17 protein-coding genes are annotated in these 20,399 nt (G+C 68.4%); 9 read left to right on the forward strand and 8 right to left on the reverse strand.

The window, feature by feature from the left end; translation table 11 throughout:
- Positions 1 to 74: 74 nt before the first annotated feature.
- The 4 genes from P1U75_RS12460 to P1U75_RS12475 form a co-directional block, all read right to left on the reverse strand.
- Positions 75 to 1,508 (reverse strand): amidase family protein, encoded by a 1,434-nt coding sequence (locus P1U75_RS12460; RefSeq protein ID WP_300243822.1) that lies wholly within the window; start codon positions 1,506 to 1,508, stop codon positions 75 to 77.
- Between the two features lie 118 nt (positions 1,509 to 1,626).
- The gene (locus tag P1U75_RS12465; RefSeq protein WP_300243825.1) at positions 1,627 to 2,172 is read right to left on the reverse strand and encodes a CIA30 family protein; all 546 of its coding nucleotides are present in this window, start codon (positions 2,170 to 2,172) and stop codon (positions 1,627 to 1,629) included.
- Positions 2,173 to 2,213: 41 nt separating this feature from the next.
- Positions 2,214 to 4,106: a propionate-CoA ligase PrpE gene (prpE, locus tag P1U75_RS12470; protein ID WP_300243827.1), complete on the reverse strand. Its 1,893-nt coding sequence runs from the start codon at positions 4,104 to 4,106 to the stop codon at positions 2,214 to 2,216.
- Between the two features lie 479 nt (positions 4,107 to 4,585).
- Positions 4,586 to 6,859: an NADP-dependent malic enzyme gene (locus P1U75_RS12475; protein ID WP_300243830.1), complete on the reverse strand. Its 2,274-nt coding sequence runs from the start codon at positions 6,857 to 6,859 to the stop codon at positions 4,586 to 4,588.
- 143 nt (positions 6,860 to 7,002) lie between these two features.
- Between P1U75_RS12475 and P1U75_RS12480 the strand changes: the two genes are divergently transcribed.
- The 6 genes from P1U75_RS12480 (at position 7,003) to P1U75_RS12505 (ending at position 13,222) form a co-directional block, all read left to right on the forward strand.
- The gene (locus tag P1U75_RS12480; RefSeq protein WP_300243833.1) at positions 7,003 to 8,088 is read left to right on the forward strand and encodes a cupin domain-containing protein; all 1,086 of its coding nucleotides are present in this window, start codon (positions 7,003 to 7,005) and stop codon (positions 8,086 to 8,088) included.
- A 75-nt stretch (positions 8,089 to 8,163) separates the two neighbouring features.
- Positions 8,164 to 8,556, forward strand: a complete 393-nt coding sequence (locus P1U75_RS12485) for a cytidine deaminase (protein WP_366915032.1) — start codon at positions 8,164 to 8,166, stop codon at positions 8,554 to 8,556.
- A 4-nt stretch (positions 8,557 to 8,560) separates the two neighbouring features.
- Entirely contained in the window at positions 8,561 to 9,868 is a 1,308-nt protein-coding gene (locus tag P1U75_RS12490) for a thymidine phosphorylase (protein WP_300243836.1), read from the forward strand.
- Positions 9,865 to 11,076 carry a phosphopentomutase gene (locus tag P1U75_RS12495; RefSeq protein ID WP_300243838.1) on the forward strand — a complete coding sequence of 404 codons (1,212 nt, stop codon included), beginning with the start codon at positions 9,865 to 9,867 and terminating at the stop codon, positions 11,074 to 11,076. Before P1U75_RS12490 ends, P1U75_RS12495 begins: the two co-directional genes overlap by 4 nt.
- A 106-nt stretch (positions 11,077 to 11,182) precedes the next feature.
- The gene (upp, locus tag P1U75_RS12500; RefSeq protein WP_300243842.1) at positions 11,183 to 11,815 is read left to right on the forward strand and encodes a uracil phosphoribosyltransferase; all 633 of its coding nucleotides are present in this window, start codon (positions 11,183 to 11,185) and stop codon (positions 11,813 to 11,815) included.
- 69 nt (positions 11,816 to 11,884) lie between these two features.
- Positions 11,885 to 13,222, forward strand: a complete 1,338-nt coding sequence (locus P1U75_RS12505) for an SPOR domain-containing protein (RefSeq protein ID WP_300243844.1) — start codon at positions 11,885 to 11,887, stop codon at positions 13,220 to 13,222.
- A gap of 4 nt (positions 13,223 to 13,226) precedes the next feature.
- Here the strand turns inward: P1U75_RS12505 and P1U75_RS12510 are convergent, their stop codons facing one another.
- The 3 genes from P1U75_RS12510 to P1U75_RS12520 all read right to left on the reverse strand — a co-directional run bounded on the left by P1U75_RS12510 (position 13,227) and on the right by P1U75_RS12520 (position 16,393).
- Positions 13,227 to 14,240, reverse strand: coding sequence for a hypothetical protein (locus tag P1U75_RS12510; protein WP_300243846.1), 1,014 nt, complete (start codon positions 14,238 to 14,240; stop codon positions 13,227 to 13,229).
- A 107-nt stretch (positions 14,241 to 14,347) separates the two neighbouring features.
- Positions 14,348 to 14,539 carry a DUF2892 domain-containing protein gene (locus P1U75_RS12515; protein WP_300243848.1) on the reverse strand — a complete coding sequence of 64 codons (192 nt, stop codon included), beginning with the start codon at positions 14,537 to 14,539 and terminating at the stop codon, positions 14,348 to 14,350.
- A gap of 225 nt (positions 14,540 to 14,764) precedes the next feature.
- Positions 14,765 to 16,393, reverse strand: a complete 1,629-nt coding sequence (locus tag P1U75_RS12520; protein ID WP_300243851.1) for an AMP-binding protein — start codon at positions 16,391 to 16,393, stop codon at positions 14,765 to 14,767.
- Between the two features lie 78 nt (positions 16,394 to 16,471).
- On the opposite strand from P1U75_RS12520, the gene P1U75_RS12525 reads away from it, so the two are divergent.
- The 3 genes from P1U75_RS12525 to P1U75_RS12535 all read left to right on the forward strand — a co-directional run bounded on the left by P1U75_RS12525 (position 16,472) and on the right by P1U75_RS12535 (position 19,055).
- Positions 16,472 to 17,392, forward strand: coding sequence for a DMT family transporter (locus tag P1U75_RS12525; protein WP_300243854.1), 921 nt, complete (start codon positions 16,472 to 16,474; stop codon positions 17,390 to 17,392).
- A 15-nt stretch (positions 17,393 to 17,407) separates the two neighbouring features.
- Positions 17,408 to 18,055 carry a sulfotransferase family 2 domain-containing protein gene (locus tag P1U75_RS12530; protein WP_300243857.1) on the forward strand — a complete coding sequence of 216 codons (648 nt, stop codon included), beginning with the start codon at positions 17,408 to 17,410 and terminating at the stop codon, positions 18,053 to 18,055.
- Positions 18,056 to 18,341: 286 nt separating this feature from the next.
- Complete coding sequence (locus P1U75_RS12535; protein ID WP_300243860.1) at positions 18,342 to 19,055, forward strand: Hint domain-containing protein; 714 nt, start codon at positions 18,342 to 18,344, stop codon at positions 19,053 to 19,055.
- Here the strand turns inward: P1U75_RS12535 and P1U75_RS12540 are convergent.
- Positions 19,052 to 20,290, reverse strand: coding sequence for a lytic murein transglycosylase (locus P1U75_RS12540; protein ID WP_300244294.1), 1,239 nt, complete (start codon positions 20,288 to 20,290; stop codon positions 19,052 to 19,054). The genes P1U75_RS12535 and P1U75_RS12540 overlap by 4 nt on opposite strands.
- Between the last annotated feature and the right edge of the window lie 109 nt (positions 20,291 to 20,399).

The raw sequence follows: 20,399 nt of genomic DNA on the forward strand, positions 1-20,399 counted from the left end.
GTAGAAGCCGGTTTTCAGACCACATCAGGGCGCGGGGGGGTCTCCCGCGTCCTTTTTCGTTTCCGCCGCAACGGTCAGCCCATGCGCGCCCAGAGCGGGTCGCAAATGCGGCCGATCCGGTCCTCGATGGCGATGCAGGCGTCCACCGCCAGATCCTCGCGCCAGCGGCGGGCGACGATCTGCACGTTGATCGGCTGCGGCCCGTCGGTCAGTTCGGCCAGCCGCGCCGGAACGCAGGCCGCCGGCAGCCCCATGAAGTTCATCGCGTAGGACCACAGCGCCGAACCCAGCACCTCGCGCACGCCCTCGGCGCCCTCGGTATCGCGGTCGGGGGCAAAGAAGGGCTGCGGCAGGAACGGGGCCAGCACCAGCGGGTGCTCCTCGAGAAACAGCGACCAGACCCGCGCGTAATGGCTGCGCTTGGCCATCATCTGCAACAGTTCGGTGCCCTCGAAGGGGGCGAACTGGCGAAAATACTCGTCAAAGATCGCCTGGATGGTGGCCGAACCGTGGGCGCGGATATCGGGGCCCATCAGCGCCAGCACCTCGCCCATCAGGGCGCGGTAGCCGTCCATCCCGGCCTCGCGCAGCAGCGGCGGGTCGATCTCGACCACGCGGTAACCGGCATCGCTCAGCGCGTCGCGTGCCGCGTCCAGCGCGCGCGAAACCTCGGGGTGCAGCTCGAACTCGTAGGTTTGCTTGGTGAAGCCGACGGTGATCGGCCCCTCGATCGCCGCACCGCGCCAGGGCAGCGGGATGTGAAAGGGATCGCGCGGGTCGGGCGCGATCATGGCGGGCATCGACAGGTGCAAATCGCGTGCCTCGCGGGTGATCAGCCCCTGCACCGACATCGACTGTGCCAGCATCCCGCGCTCGGCGGTCTGGCTGGGGTTGAAGGCCGGCACCCGGCCCAGCCCCGGTTTCACTGTGACCGCGCCGTTTGCGGCGGCCGGAAACCGCAGGGAGCCGCCGATGTCGTTGCCATGCGCCAGCGCGCCGATCCCGGCCATCACCGCCGCCCCGCCGCCGCCGGTAGAGCCGCCGGGCGAGATGTGATCGCCCCAGGGGTTGTGGGTGCGGCCGAACAGCGGGTTGTCGGTATCGGCGCGAAACGAAAACTCCGGCGTGTTGGTGCGCCCGATCACCACCGCACCGGCGGCCTGCAGGTTCTCGACGACAGGGGCGTCGCCGGGCGCGATCAGATCCTTGAGCGCGACCACCCCGTTCGACGTGGCATGCCCGGTCTGATCGACGTTGATCTTGATCGTCACCGGCACCCCGTGCAGCGGGCCGCAGGCCGCGCCCCCGGCACGCGCCTTGTCCAGCACGTTTGCGCGTTCGCGGGCCTCCTCCGCGAGGCTCTCGACCACGGCGTTGAGCGCCGGGTTCACCGCCTCCATCCGGTCGAGCGCGGCGCCCACGGCGGCCTCGGCGCTGATCTCGCCCGCTCTGGTGCGGGCGGCGGTTTCCGTGGCGCCGAGTTTCCAGAGGTCGTTGTCCTGTGCCATGTCGCGTGCCTTTCGCCGGTGTCCCTGTCGTCCTTGGCGGCAGATTAGGGGCAGGGCCGGGGCAATGCCAAGCCGTGACATCGGGAATGCGACGATGACGCCGGGACGCGGGCCGCGCTCAGTAGAGCGTGATCCGCGCAAGCGAGACGTCGGCCCGATGATCGCGCCCGAAGGCGACCAGCGCGATCGACCGCACATCGCCCGCCCGCGGCGTCGCGCGCAGCAGCGCACCGGAGGCGATAAAGGCAGACAGTGGCACGCGGATCTCACCCCAGTCAGGGCCGGGCGAGAACGGCGCCTGGTAATACTGCCAGGGCAGAACGGTGCCAGTGGTCCGAAGATGCAGGAAGTATTGCTGGCCGTCGCCGCGTGCGCGCAGTGCCACTCCCTTTGTACCCTCGGGGAGCCCGCCGGGCAGGTCGCGCCGGGTCTGGATGAAGCCGCCGCGATTCTCGGTGCTGACCGTGCCGGTCAGCCGCAGGAAGCTCTCTCCTCCCCGAACCTCCACACCAGAGCGCCCCTCGGATACGCCGCCCATCACCTGGTCGCTGATGAAGCGCCAGCCGTCCGCGGAGGAGCCGGTGAAATCCTCCAGCATCTGCGCAGGCGCGGGCGAAGCCAGGAGGGCGACAGAGAGGGCGAGGGGCAGGGCGATCTGTTTCATGTCGATGAAACCTAGATCGCCCCGGTCCCGGGACAAGCCGCTCAGCCCTTGGCATAGCCCAGGGTTTGCAGCGCGGTGCGGATCTCGTCGAGGATCTCCGGATCGTCGATGGTGGCGGGCATCTTGAATTCCTCGCCGTTGGCGATCTTGACCATGGTGCCGCGCAGGATCTTGCCCGAGCGCGTCTTGGGCAGCCGGTCGACCACCACCGCCAGCTTGAACGCCGCGACCGGCCCGATCTCGCCCCGCACCAGGGTGACGCATTCGCGCACGATCTCCTCCTCGGGGCGGTTCACCCCCTTGGTCAGGCAGACAAAGCCCATCGGCAGCTGGCCCTTGAGGTCGTCGGCAACCCCGATCACGGCGCATTCGGCGACGTCGGGGTGATTGGCCAGCACCTCTTCCATCGCGCCGGTCGACAGGCGGTGACCGGCCACGTTGATCACGTCATCGGTGCGCGCCATGATGTAAAGGTAACCGTCCTCGTCGATCATGCCGGCATCGCCGGTCTCGTAATAGCCGGGGAAATGCTCGAGGTAGCTCTTGCGATAGCGGTCACCGGCGTTCCAGAGCGTCGGCAGGGTGCCCGGCGGCAGCGGCAGCTTGACCGCCACGGCGCCCAGCGTGCCGGAGCCGACCGGATGGCCGGCCTCGTCAAGGATCTGCACGTCATAGCCCGGCATCGGCACCCCGGAGGAGCCGGTCTTGATCTCCATCTCCTCGACACCCATCGGGATGCCGGTGATCGCCCAGCCGGTCTCGGTCTGCCACCAGTGATCGACCACTGGCACCTTGAGCTGGTCCTTGGCCCAGTTGATGGTGTCCGGGTCGGCGCGTTCCCCGGCGAGGTAGAGCGTGCGCAGCCCGCTCAGGTCGTATTTCTTGACGAACTCGCCCTTGGGGTCCTCGCGCTTGATCGCGCGAAAGGCGGTCGGCGCGGTGAAGAAGCTGCGCACGTTGTGTTCCGAGATCACCCGCCAGAAGGTGCCGGCGTCGGGGGTGCCGATCGGCTTGCCTTCGAACACCACGGTGGTGTTGCCATGCACCAGCGGCGCGTAGCAGATGTAGGAATGGCCGACGACCCAGCCGACATCCGAGGCGGCCCAGAACACATCGCCCGGATCGACGTTGTAGAGGTTCTTCATCGACCAGTTCAGCGCCACCAGATGCCCGGCGGTGGGGCGCACGACGCCCTTGGGCTGGCCGGTGGTGCCGGAGGTATAAAGGATATAGGCGGGGTGATTGCCCTCGACAGGCACGCAATCCGCCGGCTCGACCCCGTACTGGAAGCCGTGCCAGTTGTAATCGCGGCCCTCTTCGAGGCGGGCAACCTCCTGCTCGCGCTGGAAGATGACGCAGAAGTCGGGCTGATGCGCCGACAGCGCCAGCGCGCCGTCCAAGAGCGGCTTGTAATGCACCACGCGGCCCGGCTCGATCCCGCAGGAGGCAGCGATGATCGCCTTGGGCTTGCAGTCGTCGATGCGCACGGCCAGCTCATGCGCGGCAAAGCCGCCGAACACCACCGAGTGCACCGCGCCAAGGCGGGCACAGGCCAGCATCGCCTCCAGCGCCTCGGGGACCATCGGCATGTAGATGATGACGCGGTCGCCCTTTTCCACACCCTTGGCGCGCAGCGCCCCGGCCAGCATGGCAACACGGTTGCGCAGCTCGACATAGGTGATCCAGCGCTTGGAGTGGGTCACCGGGCTGTCGTGGATGATCGCGGCCTGATCGCCGCGCCCGGCCTCGACATGGCGGTCGACGGCGTTCCAGCAGGCGTTGACCTTGCCGTCAATGAACCATTCGTAGAGCGGCGCGTTGGCGTCGAACAGCGCCCTGGTGGGTTTCTCGACCCAGTCGATCTGCTCGGCCGCCTCCATCCAGAACCCTTCCGGATCGCTCTTCCAGCGGGCGTAGATATCCTTGTATGCCATGGTATTCCTCTCCCTCGACGTTGGATCGGTGTTATCGGGGCCGGACCCCTTGCGGCAAGAAAGATCGAAGACGTCGCGTCACATTACCGCAAGAAATTTGCAGAAATTGTGAGAACTGTTGTGCAAAGTTTTGCAAATGCCAAGCTATTCGCAAGTCTTCGGTAAATCCCAGGGCATTTTGCAAAATTGCATGACAAATCGATGCAAACCCGGCCGGGAGGGGATTCGCGCGCGCGTCATTGGGGGGCGGCGGAATTTCGACATGCGCCGTGTCGAAAACCGATCAGACAGCCGCAAGGGAGTCGCGTAAACGCCCGGTCAGGGTCCGGCACGGTGCCGGCCCGTCTCGAAAAAGGTCTCGTTGCCATGGGCGACAAGAAACAGAAACCGGCGAAACCCGGGACCAAAACCACCAAGAAGTAACATCCCCTGAACCTTGCCGCCGCAGCACGGGTTGCGCGCTGCGGCGGCTCTGCGGTCTAGCCGTAATGCGCCACCGGGGTGCCGGCGATGGCGCTCATGTTCAGCAGCCCGCGCGCGGTGATCGAGGGGGTGACCACATGGGCGCGGTTGCCCATGCCCATCAGGATCGGCCCGACCTCGAGCCCGCTGCCCTTCATCTTGAGGATGTTGCGCACGCCGCTGGCCGCGTCGGTATTGCCGAAGACCAGCACGTTGGCCGCCCCCTGCATCCGGGTATCGGGGAAGATCCGCGCGCGCAGGACCGGGTCCAGCGCTGCATCGACATGCATCTCGCCCTCGTAGCAGAAGTCGCGCGGCGCGGCGTCGAGCAGCGCCAGCGCATCGCGCATCCGCCGCCCGCTGTCGATATCGAGGTTGCCGAACTGCGAATGCGAGCACAGCGCGATATTCGGGGTGAGCCCGAAGCGTCGCACGTGGCGGGCCGCGCCGATCACGGTCTGGGTGATCTGCTCCGGTGTCGGTTCGTGGTTGACCTGGGTGTCGGCGACGAACAGCGGCCCGTCCTCCAGGATCATCAGCGACAGCGCGCCGACCGGGCACAATTCCTGCGTGCCCAGCACCTGCTGGACATAGTTCAGGTGCCACAGGTATTGCCCGAAAGTGCCGCAGATCAGGCTGTCGGCCTCCTCGCGGTAGACCATGACCGCGCCGATGGCGGTGGTGTTGGTGCGCATGATCGCGCGGGCCAGGTCCGGGGTGACGCCGCGCCGCGCCATGATCGAGTGATAGGTGCCCCAGTAATCGCGGTAGCGCGGGTCGTTCTCCGGGTTCACGATCTTGAAGTCCTGCCCTGGCCGGATCTTGAGGCCGTAGCGCGCGCAGCGCTGTTCGATCACCTCGGGGCGTCCGATCAGAACCGGGGTTTCAGTGGTCTCCTCCAGCACCGCCTGGGCGGCGCGCAGCACGCGCTCGTTCTCGCCCTCGGCAAAGACGATGCGGCGCGAGGCGGTGCGCGCGGCCTCGAACACCGGGCGCATCAGCAGGGCGGATTTGAACACCGACCCGTCAAGCCGGTGCTTGTAGGCGGCCAGATCATCCAGCGGGCGGGTGGCGACGCCACTGTCCATCGCCGCCTTGGCGACCGAGGTGGCGACCACCCCGATCAGCCGCGGATCGAACGGCTTGGGGATCAGGTAATCGGCCCCGAAGGTCAGCTGTTCGCCCTGATAGGCCGCCGCCGCCTCGGCGCTGGTGGTGGCGCGGGCCAGTTGGGCGATGCCGTCGATGCAGGCCAGTTGCATCTCGTCGTTGATCTCGGTGGCGCCGACGTCCAGCGCACCGCGGAAGATGAACGGAAAGCACAGCACGTTATTGACCTGGTTGGGATAATCGCTGCGCCCGGTGGCGATGATCGCATCCGGGGCGATCTCGCGCGCTGCGTCCGGCAGGATCTCGGGCGTCGGATTGGCCAGCGCGAAGATGATCGGGCGCTTGGCCATCTTCGCCACCATCGCGGGCTTGAGCACATTGGGGCCGGAGAGGCCGAGGAACATGTCTGCCCCCTCGATCACCTCGTCCAGGGTGCGCTTGTCGCTGGGCTGGGCATAGGCCGCTTTTTGCGGGTTCATGTCCACCTCGCGGCCGTCGTAGACCAGCCCGTGAATGTCGCAGAGCCAGACGTTCTCGCGCCGCAACCCCAGTTTCAGCAGCATGTTGAGGCACGCAATCCCGGCCGCGCCGCCCCCCGTGGAGACGATCTTGATGTCCTCGAAGGCCTTGCCGGTGACGTGCAGTGCGTTCTTGGCGGCGGCGCCGACCACGATGGCGGTGCCGTGCTGGTCGTCATGGAACACCGGGATGTTCATCCGCTCGCGGCAGATCTGTTCGACGATGAAACAGTCGGGCGCCTTGATGTCCTCGAGGTTGATGGCGCCGAAGGTGGGTTCCAGCGCACAGACGATCTCGGCTAGTTTCTCGGGATCGGGCTCGTTCAGCTCGATGTCGAAACAGTCGATCGAGGCGAACTTCTTGAACAGGACGGCCTTGCCCTCCATCACCGGCTTGGAGGCCAGCGCGCCGATATTGCCCAGCCCGAGCACCGCCGTGCCGTTGGTGACCACGCCGACCAGATTGCCCCGCGCGGTATAGCGGGCGGCATCGGCCGGGGTGTTCTGGATTTCGAGGCAGGCCTCGGCGACGCCGGGCGAATAGGCGAGGCTGAGGTCGCGTCCGTTGGCCATCGGCTTGGTGGCGCGGACCTCGAGTTTTCCGGGTTTCGGGTACTCGTGATAGAACAGGGCGGCCTGCCGCTGGCTCTGCTGTTCGGACATCTGGGGGCTCCTCCAAGAGTATAGTTTAATATTAAACTAAATTGTGATCGGGCGAAAGCGCTGAATTTCCATTAGCTGTCTTAGCCCCGTCTTGCAAATCCGCAGGGCCGCCGCCAAAGTCTTGCGACCACCAGGGGGAGCCGATGCAAGACACCATCGCCGAAATGCGCCTGCCGACGGATGAGCTGCGCGACGATATTCCGTTCTATACCAAAACCTTGGGCATGCGGATGGACATGATCTATCCCGCCGACAACCCGCAGGTCGCGGTGTTTTCCGGCCACGGGCTGCGGTTGCGGGTGGAAAAAGGCGCGCCCGAGGCCCCCGGCACCCTGCGCATCCTGACCGGGGATCCCGACGGGTTCGCGGGCGGGGCGCGGCGCTTGACCGCACCCAACGGCACGCAGGTAGAGATCGAGGACCGCAACCCGCCGCTGGTGATGCCCGACACGCAGCATGAGTTCGTGGTCCGCCGGCTGGCCGACCAGGCGCCCTGGATCATCGGCCGGGCCGGGATGCATTACCGCGATCTGGTGCCCTCGCGCCTTGGCGGCTCGATCATCGCCAGCCATATCCGCATCCCCGACGGCGGTCCGGTGCCCGACATGGTGCATTTCCACAAGGTCGGCTTTCAGCTGATCTTCTGCGTCGGCGGCTGGGTCGATGTGGTCTACGAGGATCAGGGCGAACCGATGCGACTGACCCGGGGCGACTGTTTCATCCAGCCGCCCGAGATCCGCCATAGGGTGCTGGAGGCCAGCGACAACGTCGAGGTGATCGAAATCGGCGTTCCGGCCGAGCATGTGACCGAGATCGACCACCAGATGACCCTGCCCACCCCGCATCTGCGGCCCGGGCGCGAATGGCAGGGCCAACGCTTTGTCTACAACCGCGCCGAGGGGGCGGAGTGGGTGCCGTTCCGCCTGCCGGGCTACATCGCGCGCGACACCACGATCAATGCCAACACCAAGGGGGTGGCCGGCGTGCAGGTGGTGCGCCGGGGGCAGGGCGATCCGGTCTGGGCCAGCCATGAGGCCGATATCCATTTCACCTTCGTGATGGCCGGCACAGTCACGCTGGAGGGCGAGGGGCGCGATCCATACCTGCTGACCGCCGGCGATGCCTTCGTGATCCCGCCGGGGCTCCGGACCCGGCTGTCGGACCCGTCCGATGACGTGGAGCTGCTCGAGGTGACGCTGCCCGGAACCTTCGCGACCGAGCTGGGCTAGGGCGCCAATCCGCGCCGCCCCCTTGCATCCCGCCGACCCAGCCGCAAAGCTGGGCAAAAACCGGAGAATTCCCAGATGCCGCTGAAACAGGCCGCCACCGCCGTGCGCGAAAACGCCCATGCCCCCTATTCCGGGTTCAAGGTGGGGGCGGCGATCCGCGCGATCTCGGGCACGATCTATTCCGGCTGCAACGTGGAGAATGTCGCCTACCCTGAGGGCACCTGCGCCGAGGCCGGGGCGATCGCTGCGATGGTGGCCGCAGGGGATACCGAGATCGACGAGGTCTATGTCATCGCCGACGCGCCGATGCCGGTCTCGCCCTGCGGCGGCTGCCGACAGAAACTGGCGGAATTCGGCGCCGGGCACGTGCCGGTGATCATGGGCACGCTGGACGGTCAGGAACAGGTGATGACATTGGGCGAGCTGCTGCCGGGCGCCTTCAACACCGATCACATGCAGGGGCGCTGACCGCATGGATGCGCGCGCGATATTGGCCCGGCTGCGCCGCCGCGAGGTGCCGGAGGAGGCCGAGTTGCGCTGGTTCGCGCAGGGTCTGGCGGATCACGGGGTGAGCGATGCGCAGGCCGGCGCCTTTGCCATGGCGGTCTGCATGGGCGATCTGGGGGCGGCAGGGCGCACCGCGCTGACGCTGGCGATGCGCGACAGCGGCGAGGTCCTGCAATGGGATCTGGACGGCCCGGTGGTGGACAAGCATTCCACCGGCGGGGTGGGCGATTGCGTCTCGCTGATCCTGGCCCCGGCGCTGGCCGAATGCGGCGCCTATGTGCCGATGATCTCGGGGCGTGGTCTGGGCCATACCGGCGGCACGCTGGACAAGCTTGAGGCGATCCCGGGCCTCTCGACGGCGGTGCCGCACGATCTGCTGCCCGCGCTGGTGCAAAAGGCGGGCTGCGTGATCGCCGGGGCCTCGGCGCGAATCGCCCCCGCCGACAAGCGGCTCTACGCGGTGCGCGATGTCACCGGCACGGTCGAGAGCCTGGATCTGATCACCGCCTCGATCCTGTCGAAGAAACTGGCCGAGGCGCCCGATGCGTTGGTGCTCGACGTCAAAGTCGGCTCCGGCGCCTTCATGAAGACCATGGAAGAGGCCCGCGCCCTGGCCCGCGCGCTGAGCGATACCTCCAACGCGGCGGGTTGCAAGACGACCGCCCTGATCACCGACATGTCGCAACCGCTGGCCCCCGCGCTGGGCAACGCGGTGGAGATCGACGCGGTGATGCAGGTGCTGACCGGGCAGGCGACCGGGCCGCTGGCCGCGTTGACCGCCGAGCTGGGCGGGCAGGTTCTGGCCGACGCGGGGTTGGCCGAAGATGCGGCGGCGGGGGCGGCCAAGGTGGCGGCGGTGATCGCGGATGGCCGCGCAGCCGAGAGGTTCGGTCGCATGATCGCGGCGCAGGGCGGCCCGCTGGGCTTTGTCGAGGATTGGGCGCGCTTTCTGCCCGAGGCGACGGTAATGCACGAGGTAACCGCGCGCGAGGCGGGGTATGTCACCGCCATCGACGGCGAGGCGCTGGGCCTTGCCGTGGTCGACCTGGGCGGCGGGCGACAGGTGGAGAGCGACGTGGTCGATCCCGCCGTCGGTCTTTCGAACGTGATCCGGCTGGGCGACAGGGTCGAGAAGGGCATACCGCTGGCGATGATCCATGCCGCGCGTGAGGATGCCGCGCGCCGGGCCGAGGCGGTGGTGCGCGCCGCGATCACCCTCGGCGACGCGCCCGCGCCGCCGCCAGACCTGATCCGCGAAAGGCTGGGGGGATGAGCCGCGCCTTTTTGGTGGTGATGGATTCGGTGGGCATCGGCGGCGCGCCGGACGCGGGCCGCTTTTTCAATGGCGACCGGCCCGACACCGGGGCCAATACCTTGGCGCACATCGCCCGCGCCTGCGCCGCCGGACAGGCGGAGGAGGGCCGCAGCGGGCCGCTGCGCCTGCCCAACCTCGACGCGCTCGGGCTGGGGGCGGCGGTTCAACTGGCCTCGGGCGCGGTGGCACCGGGGCTGGGGGCGCGGCCCGTCGGCCTCTGGGGGGCGGCGAGTGAGGTCTCATCGGGCAAGGACACCCCCTCGGGCCATTGGGAACTGGCCGGGGTGCCGGTGCCTTGGGACTGGCACTATTTCCCGGATACCGATCCCGCCTTTCCCGAGGATCTGACGCGCGCGGTGGCGCGGGCCGCCGGAACCGATGGCATCCTTGGCAATTGCCACGCCTCGGGCACCGAGATTACTGCCCGGCTGGGGGCGGACCATCTGCGGACCGGCTGGCCGATCTGCTACACTTCCGCCGACAGCGTGTTCCAGATCGCCGCGCATGAGGAGGGGTTCGGGCTGGACCGGCTGCTGAAACTCTGCCGCGACATCGCGCCCATGCTGCACGCGATGAAGGTGGGCCGGGTGATCGCGCGCCCCTTTGTCGGCACGCCCGGGACCGGGTTCACCCGCACCACCAACCGCCGCGACTATGCCATCGCGCCGCCCGCGCCGGTGCTGACCGACTGGGTGCAGGCCGCCGGGGGGCGCGTGCACGCGGTGGGCAAGATCGGCGACATCTTCTCGATGCAGGGGATCGACGACGTGGTGAAGGGCAGTGATGCCAAGCTGATGAAGGATCTGGGCGACCTGGTCGATAGCGCCGAGGAGGGCAGCCTGACCTTCGCCAATTTCGTCGAGTTCGACAGCCTCTACGGCCACCGCCGCGACATCGCCGGATACGCTCGGGCGCTGGAGTGGTTCGATGCGGCGCTCGGCCCGATCCTCGCCCGCCTGCGGGAGGGCGATCTGATGATCCTGACCGCCGATCACGGCAACGATCCCAGTTGGAGCGGCACCGATCACACCCGCGAACGTGTGCCGGTGCTGGCCGCCGGGCGCGGCGCGGGCGCGGTGGGGCAGCTGGGCTTCACCGACGTCGCGGCCTCCATCGCCGATCACCTGGGGCTGGCCGAGCGCGGGCCGGGCCGCAGCTTTCTCTGAGCCGCGAAATTCCGCCCCGAACAGTCGCCCGGCGCCTGGTTGCGGGTTGCGGCGGCGGGCCGGGCGGGCCTAATAGGGGATACGCCGCACAACCGGGAGTGAGAGCATGTCCGAGCATCTGACCGTCGTCGATCATCCGCTGGTCCAGCACAAGCTGACACTGATGCGCGACAAGGGGGCCTCCTCGGCCGAGTTCCGGCAGTTGCTGCACGAGATCACACTGCTGCTGGCCTATGAGATCACCCGCGAGATGCCGATGACCACGCGCGCCATCGAAACCCCGATGGAAGAGATGGACGCGCCGATCCTTGCGGGCAAGAAACTGGCGCTGGTCTCGATCCTGCGGGCGGGCAACGGCATGCTCGACGGGGTGCTGGAACTGGTCCCCTCGGCGCGGGTCGGATTCGTCGGGCTGTACCGCGACGAGGAAACCCTGAAGCCGGTGCAGTATTACTTCAAGGTGCCCGAGGGGCTGAACAACCGCCTGGTGATCGTGGTCGATCCGATGCTGGCCACCGGCAACAGCTCGGCCGCCGCCATCGACCTGCTGAAACAGGCCGGTGCGACCGATATTCGCTTTCTGTGCCTGCTGGCCGCGCCCGAGGGCGTGGAGCGGATGAAAGAGGCACACCCGGACGTGCCGATCGTCACCGCGTCGATCGACCGCGAGCTGAACAGCAAGGGGTATATCCTGCCGGGACTGGGCGATGCCGGGGATCGGATGTTCGGCACCAAATAAGGCGCAACAGATGCCTTTACTGGGCGCGCGAATTGCGGCATCCTTCCGCCATATCTTGTGGGGGCAGGGATGTATTTAACAAGGGTTATTGCGCTTTCGATCATCGCTGCGGCGATTTCCGCGGTTTCGGCACCGGCGCAGAACCTGCGCAATGCCGCACCCCCGGCGGAATTTCCGCCGTCCTCCTATACCGGCAAGCAATATGTCGACAGCCGTGGCTGCATTTACATCCGCGCCGGCATCGACGGCAACGTCACCTGGGTGCCGCGGGTCGGTCGCGACCGCAAGCAGGTCTGCGGCTTCAACCCCACCACAGTTGCCGGGGCCACGACCGCCCCGGCACCGGCTGCCAAGCCGGTCGAGATCACGGTTCCCGCCGCCGCGCAGCAGACCCGGCCGCTGCCGCCGGCAGTTGCCAACCCCGCGGCCCGGCCCGCGCCCGCGCCCACGCCCCGCGTCGCCACCGTGCCCGCCGCGCCGCAGGCGGCGCCTGTCATCGTGCGCCGCCCCGCACCTGCCCCGGCGCCTGTTCGCAAGCCCGCCGTCACCGCGCCGCGCCCGGCGCAGGTGATCGCGCCGCGCCGCGCCCCGGCGGCGACCGGCGGCCCCTGTTCCAACGCGTCGCCGTTCAGCCAGCGGTACATCAACCGCGCGCCCGACGTGCGCTGCGGCCCGCAGGCCGAGCCGCCGGTGACCTATGGCCGTGGCTGGGACCGGCAATCGGCACTCTCGCCGCGGGGCACGGCGACCATGCCCTATGTCTCGCCGCAAACCCGCGCGGTGCCGCGCCATGTCTACGACAACCGCCGCAACACCCGCAGCGTGTCGGTCCCCGAGGGCTACCGGCCAATCTGGAGCGACGATCGCCTCAACCCCTACCGGGCCGAGCGCCGATTGACCCCGGCGCAGTTGCGCGCGGGTTCGGCCCCGCCGGCGGGCTATCGCGCCGTCGCGCGCGCGGATAACCGGCTGAACCCGAATCGCGGACCGCGCAGCGCGGCGGGCAATGCCCAGGCCGACCAGATCTGGACCCGGACCGTGCCGCGCACCCTGGTGCCGCTGCCCACCGACCGGCAGATCGTCACCGTGCCGCGCGAGGTCGCGAAATCCCCCGCCGAGGCGGAGCGCAAGACGCTCATCCGCCTGTCCACCCGATCGGCCCCGGTGAAAGCCAGCGCGCCGCGCCGCTACGTGCGTGTCGCCACCTTCGGCAGCGAGGCGCAGGCGCGGCAGGCGGCGCAGGCCATGGCGCGCGGCGGGCTGCCGATGCGGCTGGGCACCGTGCAGCGCGGCGGGGCAACCCAGCGTGTGGTTCTGGCCGGTCCCTTCACCAGCGCGGCACAGGCGCAGGACGCGCTGCAGCGGGTGCATGCCGCCGGCTACTCCGGCGCCACTCTGAACAACTGACGCTTCAGCCGCCGCAGATTCCCTGCAACAGAACCCAGTCCCGATCCGGCAGGACCGGCGCCGGATCGCGGCCGGCCATCGGATCGGCCTCGATCAGGGTCAGCACGCTTTCCCCGGTGATGTCGCGCGCATAGGCATAGGGGGCCGCGGGCACCTCTGCCTGCGCGAAGGCGGCCAGAATGATTGACGGGTCCAGCTCCGGGCGCGGCGCCACCAGCACCTGCTCCGCATAGCTGTCGAGCGCGCCCCGGGTCACATGACCGCTGGTCAGCAGCCGAAATGTGGCGGCCGGGCCGCTGTGGTCGAGGAACTCGGCCAGCGGGTCCACGTCGCGCGCGCGGGCCAGTTCCACCACGATATACCCGGCGGCGACCGACGGGTCTTCGTGATCCTCGACCACGGATCGGTTCAGCAGGACGATGCCTCCGGGCAGGTTCAGAGCGGTCTTCACGCCGGTGCGCAGAACCACCAGCCGCCCGGCGCCGGTCCGCTGCGCCAGCGCGTCGAGCACCGGGCCGGTTTCGGGTGCTGCACAGGCGCGCCCGGCAACCCGCTCGATCCGGTCGAGCAGGGCGGCGCCGATCTCCTGCCGCTTGATCTCGGGCACCACCTGCACCGTGTGGCGCAGCATCGCGCCTGGCAACCAGACCAGCAGCACCGTCAGCACCGCCGCCATACTGGCCCCCACGCCCAGCAGCCGCAGCCGCCCCGGGCGCGGGCGGGCGCGCGAAATGGCCGCGCGCAACCGCTCGATTGCCTCGATCATCGCGGTTTCGTCCTCGGCCAGTTCCAGCGTTTCGCCGGGGTCGCCGTCGGGGTGATAGATCGCGGGGAAATGGCCGGGGACCTTACGCTCGACCGCAGCCAGCGACCAATGCGCCAGCGCCCGGTCGTTCAGGTCGGTGATGGTCAGAGTCGCCTCGCCGATCGAGACGATGACCTCGCGTCTTTGCTCCTCGGGGGTGGGGCGCCACAGCCCGCTGGCTTCCAGCCGCTCGTATTCGCGCAGCGCCGTCATGTCGCCTGCATCCGCCGTGCCTCTGTTTTTCTTTTCAGATTAGCACGGCGGGGGCAGGGGCGGCAAACGGCTTCGCCGCCCGTGGTCCGGTCTGGGCAAGCCCTGGCTTATGCGGGCTTGAAGCCCAGCTTGGACATGATGGTCCCCGCCGGGCAGATCCCGGTAAAGGCCGACTGGAACAGGTTGGCGCCGACAAAGACGGTCAGCCAGACGAAATAGGGCGACACGTAATAGGTCAGCACCACCGACAGCAGGACCATGAAACCGGCGAAGGCTGTAACAGCTTGATTGATCGTCATCTTGGTAAACTCCATTGCACTGGCGGCGCGTTCCCGCACCATTGTATTCAGATTTAGGAATGTAACGTCAGTTTTGCAAGCCGGGTCCCGGCTATCCTGCCAAAATGCCGCGCTGGGTGGCCGACGCAGGACGCCTCCGGCGGGAGTATTTCCGAACGAGAAGAAGGGCCGAGGGGCGCGCTCGCCTCCCCGGACCCGGCCCTTGCGGGTGATCCGGCCCCGCGCCTAAAGCTCCCTGGCCAGCCGGCGCAGCTCGAACTTCTGGATCTTGCCGGTCGAGGTCTTGGGCAACTCCTGGAACACCACCTTCTTCGGCGTCTTGAACCCCGACAGCGACTGGCGGGTGAAGGCGATCAGCGCCGCCTCGTCCTCTGCCGCGCCCGGTTTCAGCTCGACGAAGGCGCAGGGCACCTCGCCCCATTTCTCGTCCGGCTTGGCCACCACGGCGGCAAGGTTCACGTCGGGATGCGCCATCAGCGCGTTCTCGACCTCGACCGAGCTGACGTTTTCGCCGCCCGAGATGATCACGTCCTTGGCCCGGTCGGTGATCTGGATATAGCCGTCGGGATGCTGCACAGCGATGTCGCCGGAATGGAAATAGCCGCCGGCAAAGGCCTCCTCGGTGGCCGACTGGTTCTTGTAATAGCCCTTCATCACCCCGTTGCCGCGCATCATGATCTCGCCCTGGGTCTCGCCGTCCATCGGGATCTGGCGCATCTGCGCGTCCATCACGGTGATATGCTCGAAAATCGGCATCGCCACCCCTTGGCGTGCCTTGATCGCGGCGCGGTCCTCGCCCTCCAGGTGGTCCCAATGCGGCCCCCAGGTGCATTCGGTGGCCGGGCCATAGACTTCGGTCAGCCCGTAGACCTGGGTGACGTGAAAGCCCATCGGTTCGATCTTGGCCAGCGTCGCCGGGGCGGGCGGGGCGCCGGCGGTGAAAACCTCGACCACATGGTCGAAGGCGCGCCGCTCCTCCTCCGGCGCGTTCACCAGCGCGTTCAGCACGATCGGCGCACCGCCGAAATGGGTCACCCCCTCGTCGGCGATGGCGTCATAGATCGCGGGCGCGGTGATGTCGCGGCAGCACACCAGCGTGCCGCCCAGCATCGGCATCATCCAGGTGTGGCACCAGCCGTTGCAGTGAAACAGCGGCACGATGGTCAGGTAGGTCGGCCGCAGCACCATGCGCCAGCTCAGGATCTGGCCCATCGCGTTCAGATAGGCGCCGCGGTGGTGATAGACCACGCCCTTGGGCCGCCCGGTGGTGCCCGAGGTATAGTTGAGCGCGATGCTCTCCCATTCGTCCTGCGGCATGATCCAGTCGAAATCATGCTCGGCGTTGGCCAGCAGCGTCTCGTACTCGGTGTGCCGCCCGGTCGCGGGATGGCCGGCGTGGGGGTCGGGCACCTCGATCAGGATCGGCCGGTGCCCCTCTATCTGCTCCAGCGCCGCCTCGGCCAGCGCGATGAACTGGCTGTCGGCCAGCACCACCCTGGCGCCGCCGTGATCGAGGATATAGCTGACCGTGCCGACGTCGAGCCGGGTGTTGACGGTGTTCAGCACCGCGCCGCAGGCGGGCACGCCGAAATGCGCCTCGGCCTGGGCCGGAAGGTTGGGGATCAGCGTCGCCACCACATCGCCGGGCTGCACCCCCAGCCCGGCCAGCGCCGAGGCCAGCCGCGTCACCCGGTCGTAATATTCGGCATAGCTCTTGCGGTGGTTGGGACCATAGACCACCGCCAGCTCGTTGGCATAGACATGCGCCGCCCGCTTCAACGCCGACAACGGCGTGAGCGGCACGTAGTTCGCCGCCGTCTTGCCAAGCCCGGTTTCATCCGTCATCCACCCCATGCGCGATCCTCCCCAAATGACGCAATGCTGTCGTTTTCAGACTGGATATTGCGCCGCCTGAGAGGCAATGAAAAGCCCATGACGATGCCCGCGACCCTGCCGGATGAAACCCGGCCCGTGACCGCCGCGCTGGTGATGATCTGCGCCATGGCGATCATCGGGGTGATCGACAACGTGATCGTGACCCTGGCGCAGGACATCGGGCTGTGGCAATTCCACCTGCTGCGCACGCTGATGGCGCTGCCGCTGGCGGCGGCGATGGCGGGCCTCGGGCTGGGGCGGTTGATGCCGCGGCGGCCGGGCCGGGTGGCGCTGCGCTCGGTGCTGGTGGCGTTGGCGATGCTGTTCTATTTCTCGGCGCTGGCGATCATGCCGATCGCCCAGGCGCTGGCCGGGCTGTTCACCTCGCCGATCTTCATCCTGCTGATCACCGCGCTGGGGATGGGTCAGCGCATCGGGCCCTGGCGTATCCTGGCCGTCGCGGTGGGGTTCTCGGGCATCCTTCTGGTGTTGCAGCCCGATCCGGGCAATTTCGACTGGTCGGTGCTGATCCCGGTGGCGGGCGGGCTGTTCTACGCGATGGGGGCGATCGCCACCCGCAGCCTTTGCGCCGGCGAAAGCACGGTGGCGCTGCTCACCGGTATGCTGATCGCGCTGGGGCTGATGGGGGCGGCGGGACTGGTCTGGCTGGCGCTGTTCCCGGTCGAAACCCTGCCCGGCCCGGACGGGTTCGTGACCCGCGGCTGGGTCTGGCCGATGCAGCGCGCCCTGCCCTGGGTGGTGGTGCAGGCGGTGGGCTCGGTCGCCGGCGTGTTCCTGATCATCAAGGCCTATCAGCAGGGCGAGCCGTCTTACGTTTCGGTGTTCGAATACTCGGTGATGGTGTTCGGCCCGCTGTTCGCCTGGGTCGCCTTCGGGCAACCGGTGGGGCCATGGCAGGTGGCGGGCATTGCGCTGATTGCTGCCGCCGGGGCGATCATTGCGGTGCGGTCGAAATAGATTAGGCTCGGGCCCATGATCCTCAGCCCCGGGCGCGGCTACGTTTTCATCCATATCCCCAAGACCGGCGGCACCGCCCTGGCGCTGGCGCTGGAGGCGCGCGCGATGAAGGATGACATCATGCTGGGCGACACGCCGAAAGCCCGCCGGCGCCGGCGGCGGGCGCAGGGTTCACCGGCGCGCGGGCGGCTGTGGAAACATTCGACCCGGGCCGATATCGAGGGGCTGGTGCCCGACACGGTGCTGGAGGGGCTGTTCGCCTTCACCCTGGTCCGCAACCCCTGGGACCGGGCGGTAAGCTATTATCACTGGCTGCGCGGGCAGGGGTTCGATCATCCCGCCGTTGACCTGTCCAAACGGCTGGACTTCAACGATTTCATCCTTCACCCGGAGACCCGGTCAGGGTTCCGCGATACCCCGGCGGCGGCCTACATGCGGCGCTCGGACGGGCGCGAACGCTGCGACGCCTATATTCGCATCGAACGGTTCGAGGAGGACGCCGAACCGCTGGTGGCGCATCTGGGGTTCCGGCTGGACCTGCCGCGCACCAACCGCTCCGACCGCCCCGAGGATTACCGCGCCGCCTATTCCACCCGCGCCGCCGAGGCGATCGCCGAAGCCTGCGCCGAGGACATCGCGCGGTTCGGCTACCGGTTCGGTTGAAGCCGCCCACGCGCGCGCGCTCCCGGTCCCGCCTGTCATCCCGGGCCTGACCCGGGATCTGCCGGATGCCTCCACAGACTCCGGTCCGAGGGCCGGGGTGACAGCGCCGGGCGGGGGCGCCTGCCGGCACCAATTCAAGGCGCGCGGGCCGCATCTTGTCCGGGTGCGAAACAATGCCACGACCTTTCCTTTTTTCCGGCCCAAGGCTGGCACCCCGCCGGTGTCACCTGGCGGACAGGAAACGACCGGCGCCAATTGCGCGCCCGCCCCGGGGAAGGCCGAAGACATGCTGCGACTGCTCAAGGAACTCATCAGTCCCGACTCCGCGCCGGATGACCGCGAGAACGCACCGGAGGGGATGCTGATCACCGGCCGGGCCGGACTGGTCGCGGGAACCCAGGTCGCCACCGAATCCGGCTGGCGCCCGGTGGAAACGCTGTGCACCGGCGACCGGCTGCTGAGTTTCGACAACGGGATGCAGCCCCTGGCCGATCTCCAGCGCGACCGTCTGGGCGCGGTCGCCGCGGGGCGTCCGGTGGCGGCGCAGCAGGCGGTCGAGGTGCCGGTGGCCGCCTTGGGAAACGATGCGCCGTTCTGGCTGATGCCGGATCAGGGGGTGCTGCTGGAAAGCGACAAGGCGTTGGAGATCCTCGGCGATCCCTTCGCGGTGGTGCCCGCCCGGGCGCTGGTCGGCGTCAACGGCATCCGCCTTGCCGCGCCGGGGGGCGGGGTCAGCGTGACCACATTGGCCTTTGCCCGCGACGAGGCGATCTATATCGCCGGTGGGCCGTTGCTGTTCTGCCCGCGTCCGCGCCGGGTGATCGGCGAAGCTGTCGGCAACGACATGAGCTTTTTCTCGGTCCAGACCCTGCAAAGCGCGCGCTACCTGGTGCGGGCGCTGGTCGAGGCGCGCGGGGTCCGCGCGCTCAGCGTCGCGCCGGACGAGATCGCCGGGTATCTGCCGCCGCCGCTGCCGCGCAACCGGACGCTGGCCGGCTAGGGGGCCAACGCGGATGTCATGCCCTTTTCAGGAAAGCAGGTCGGCTTGCGCCCTGTCGCCGCCTGCCATCGGCCGATGGAGCGGCGGGTCTTGAATCCCGGCAGCCCGTCGGCGCCGCCCACGTCATGGCCCATCTTCTCCAGCGCCCGCTGCATCGCCGCGATGTCCGAGCGATAGAGCCCGCCGACATCGCCCCAGCCGGCGCTGAAATCGCCCATGCCGTACTGAATCCGGTCGCCCACGTGACCGACGAAGAGCGCGTAGAGATCGCTCATGTTGTAATCCTTCAGCACGTAGAAATTCGGCGTCACCACGAAGGCCGGCCCATGCCGCCCGGCGGGCATCAGCAGATAGCCCTCGCCGCGCCGCTCATGGTCGGGGAACGGCCGGCCGGAGCTGCGCGTGATCCCCATCGCCTCCCACGCGGCAATCGTCCGGCCCTGGTCCGGCCCCTCCAGCGCGCAGGAAACCGAGGCCGGCACCACCACCTCGAATCCCCAGTCGCGCCCCGCCACCCAGCCGTGGCGTTGCAGGTAGGCGGCGATCGAGGCGATGGTATCGGCCTCGGACCCCCAGATATCGGCGCGCCCGTCGCCGTCGCCGTCGGCGGCGAAGCGCAGGAAGCTCGTGGGCATGAACTGCGGCTGCCCCAGCGCGCCGGCCCAGCTGCTCTTCATGCCGCGCGGCGGCACATGGCCGGCCTCGGCGATCCGCAGCGCGGCGATCAGCTCGTCGGTGAAATAGGCCGCCCGGGTGCTCATGAACCCCTTTGTGCCCAGCACCTGAAAGGCGTCGTGACGGATCGGCACCTTGCCATAGCCGCTCTCGCGCCCCCAGATGCCCAGCACGATGCGCCCGGGCACGCCGGTCGACCGTTCCACCCGCGCCAGCGTGTGCGCGTGCCGCTTGGCCATCTGCCGCCCGGCCGATGCGGCGCCCCGCACCGCGCCGGGGCTGAAATACCTGCCCGGCGCGCCGAACTCCGCCTGCCGCTGCGCCTTCGGGGTTTTCGGCCTTGTGCCGGGCGGCACCAGGTCGGGCAGCTCCCAGTTCAGCCGGACACCTGAAAACGCGGCATCGAAGGTGGCGCGCGACACGCCATCGGCCCGTGCGCGGGGCCAGACCGTCTGCTCCAGCCAGGTCCTGAACTGCGCCTCGACCCTGTTGCGGGTCTCGGCCCGGGCCTCGGGGGCGGGCAGCGCGAGCAGCACCAGAACCGAGGCGAACACCACCATCCGGCGTACTCTCCGCAGGCCGGTCAGGGCGCGCGCGGCGCATCGGATCGCTGGTGACGGCATGGCTGCGACGAAGGCCTCATGGAACCCGTTGAAGGCCGATGTTACC

This window comes from Antarcticimicrobium sp. (assembly GCF_029212575.1).
In the GTDB taxonomy this organism is placed as follows: Bacteria; Pseudomonadota; Alphaproteobacteria; order Rhodobacterales; family Rhodobacteraceae; genus Antarcticimicrobium.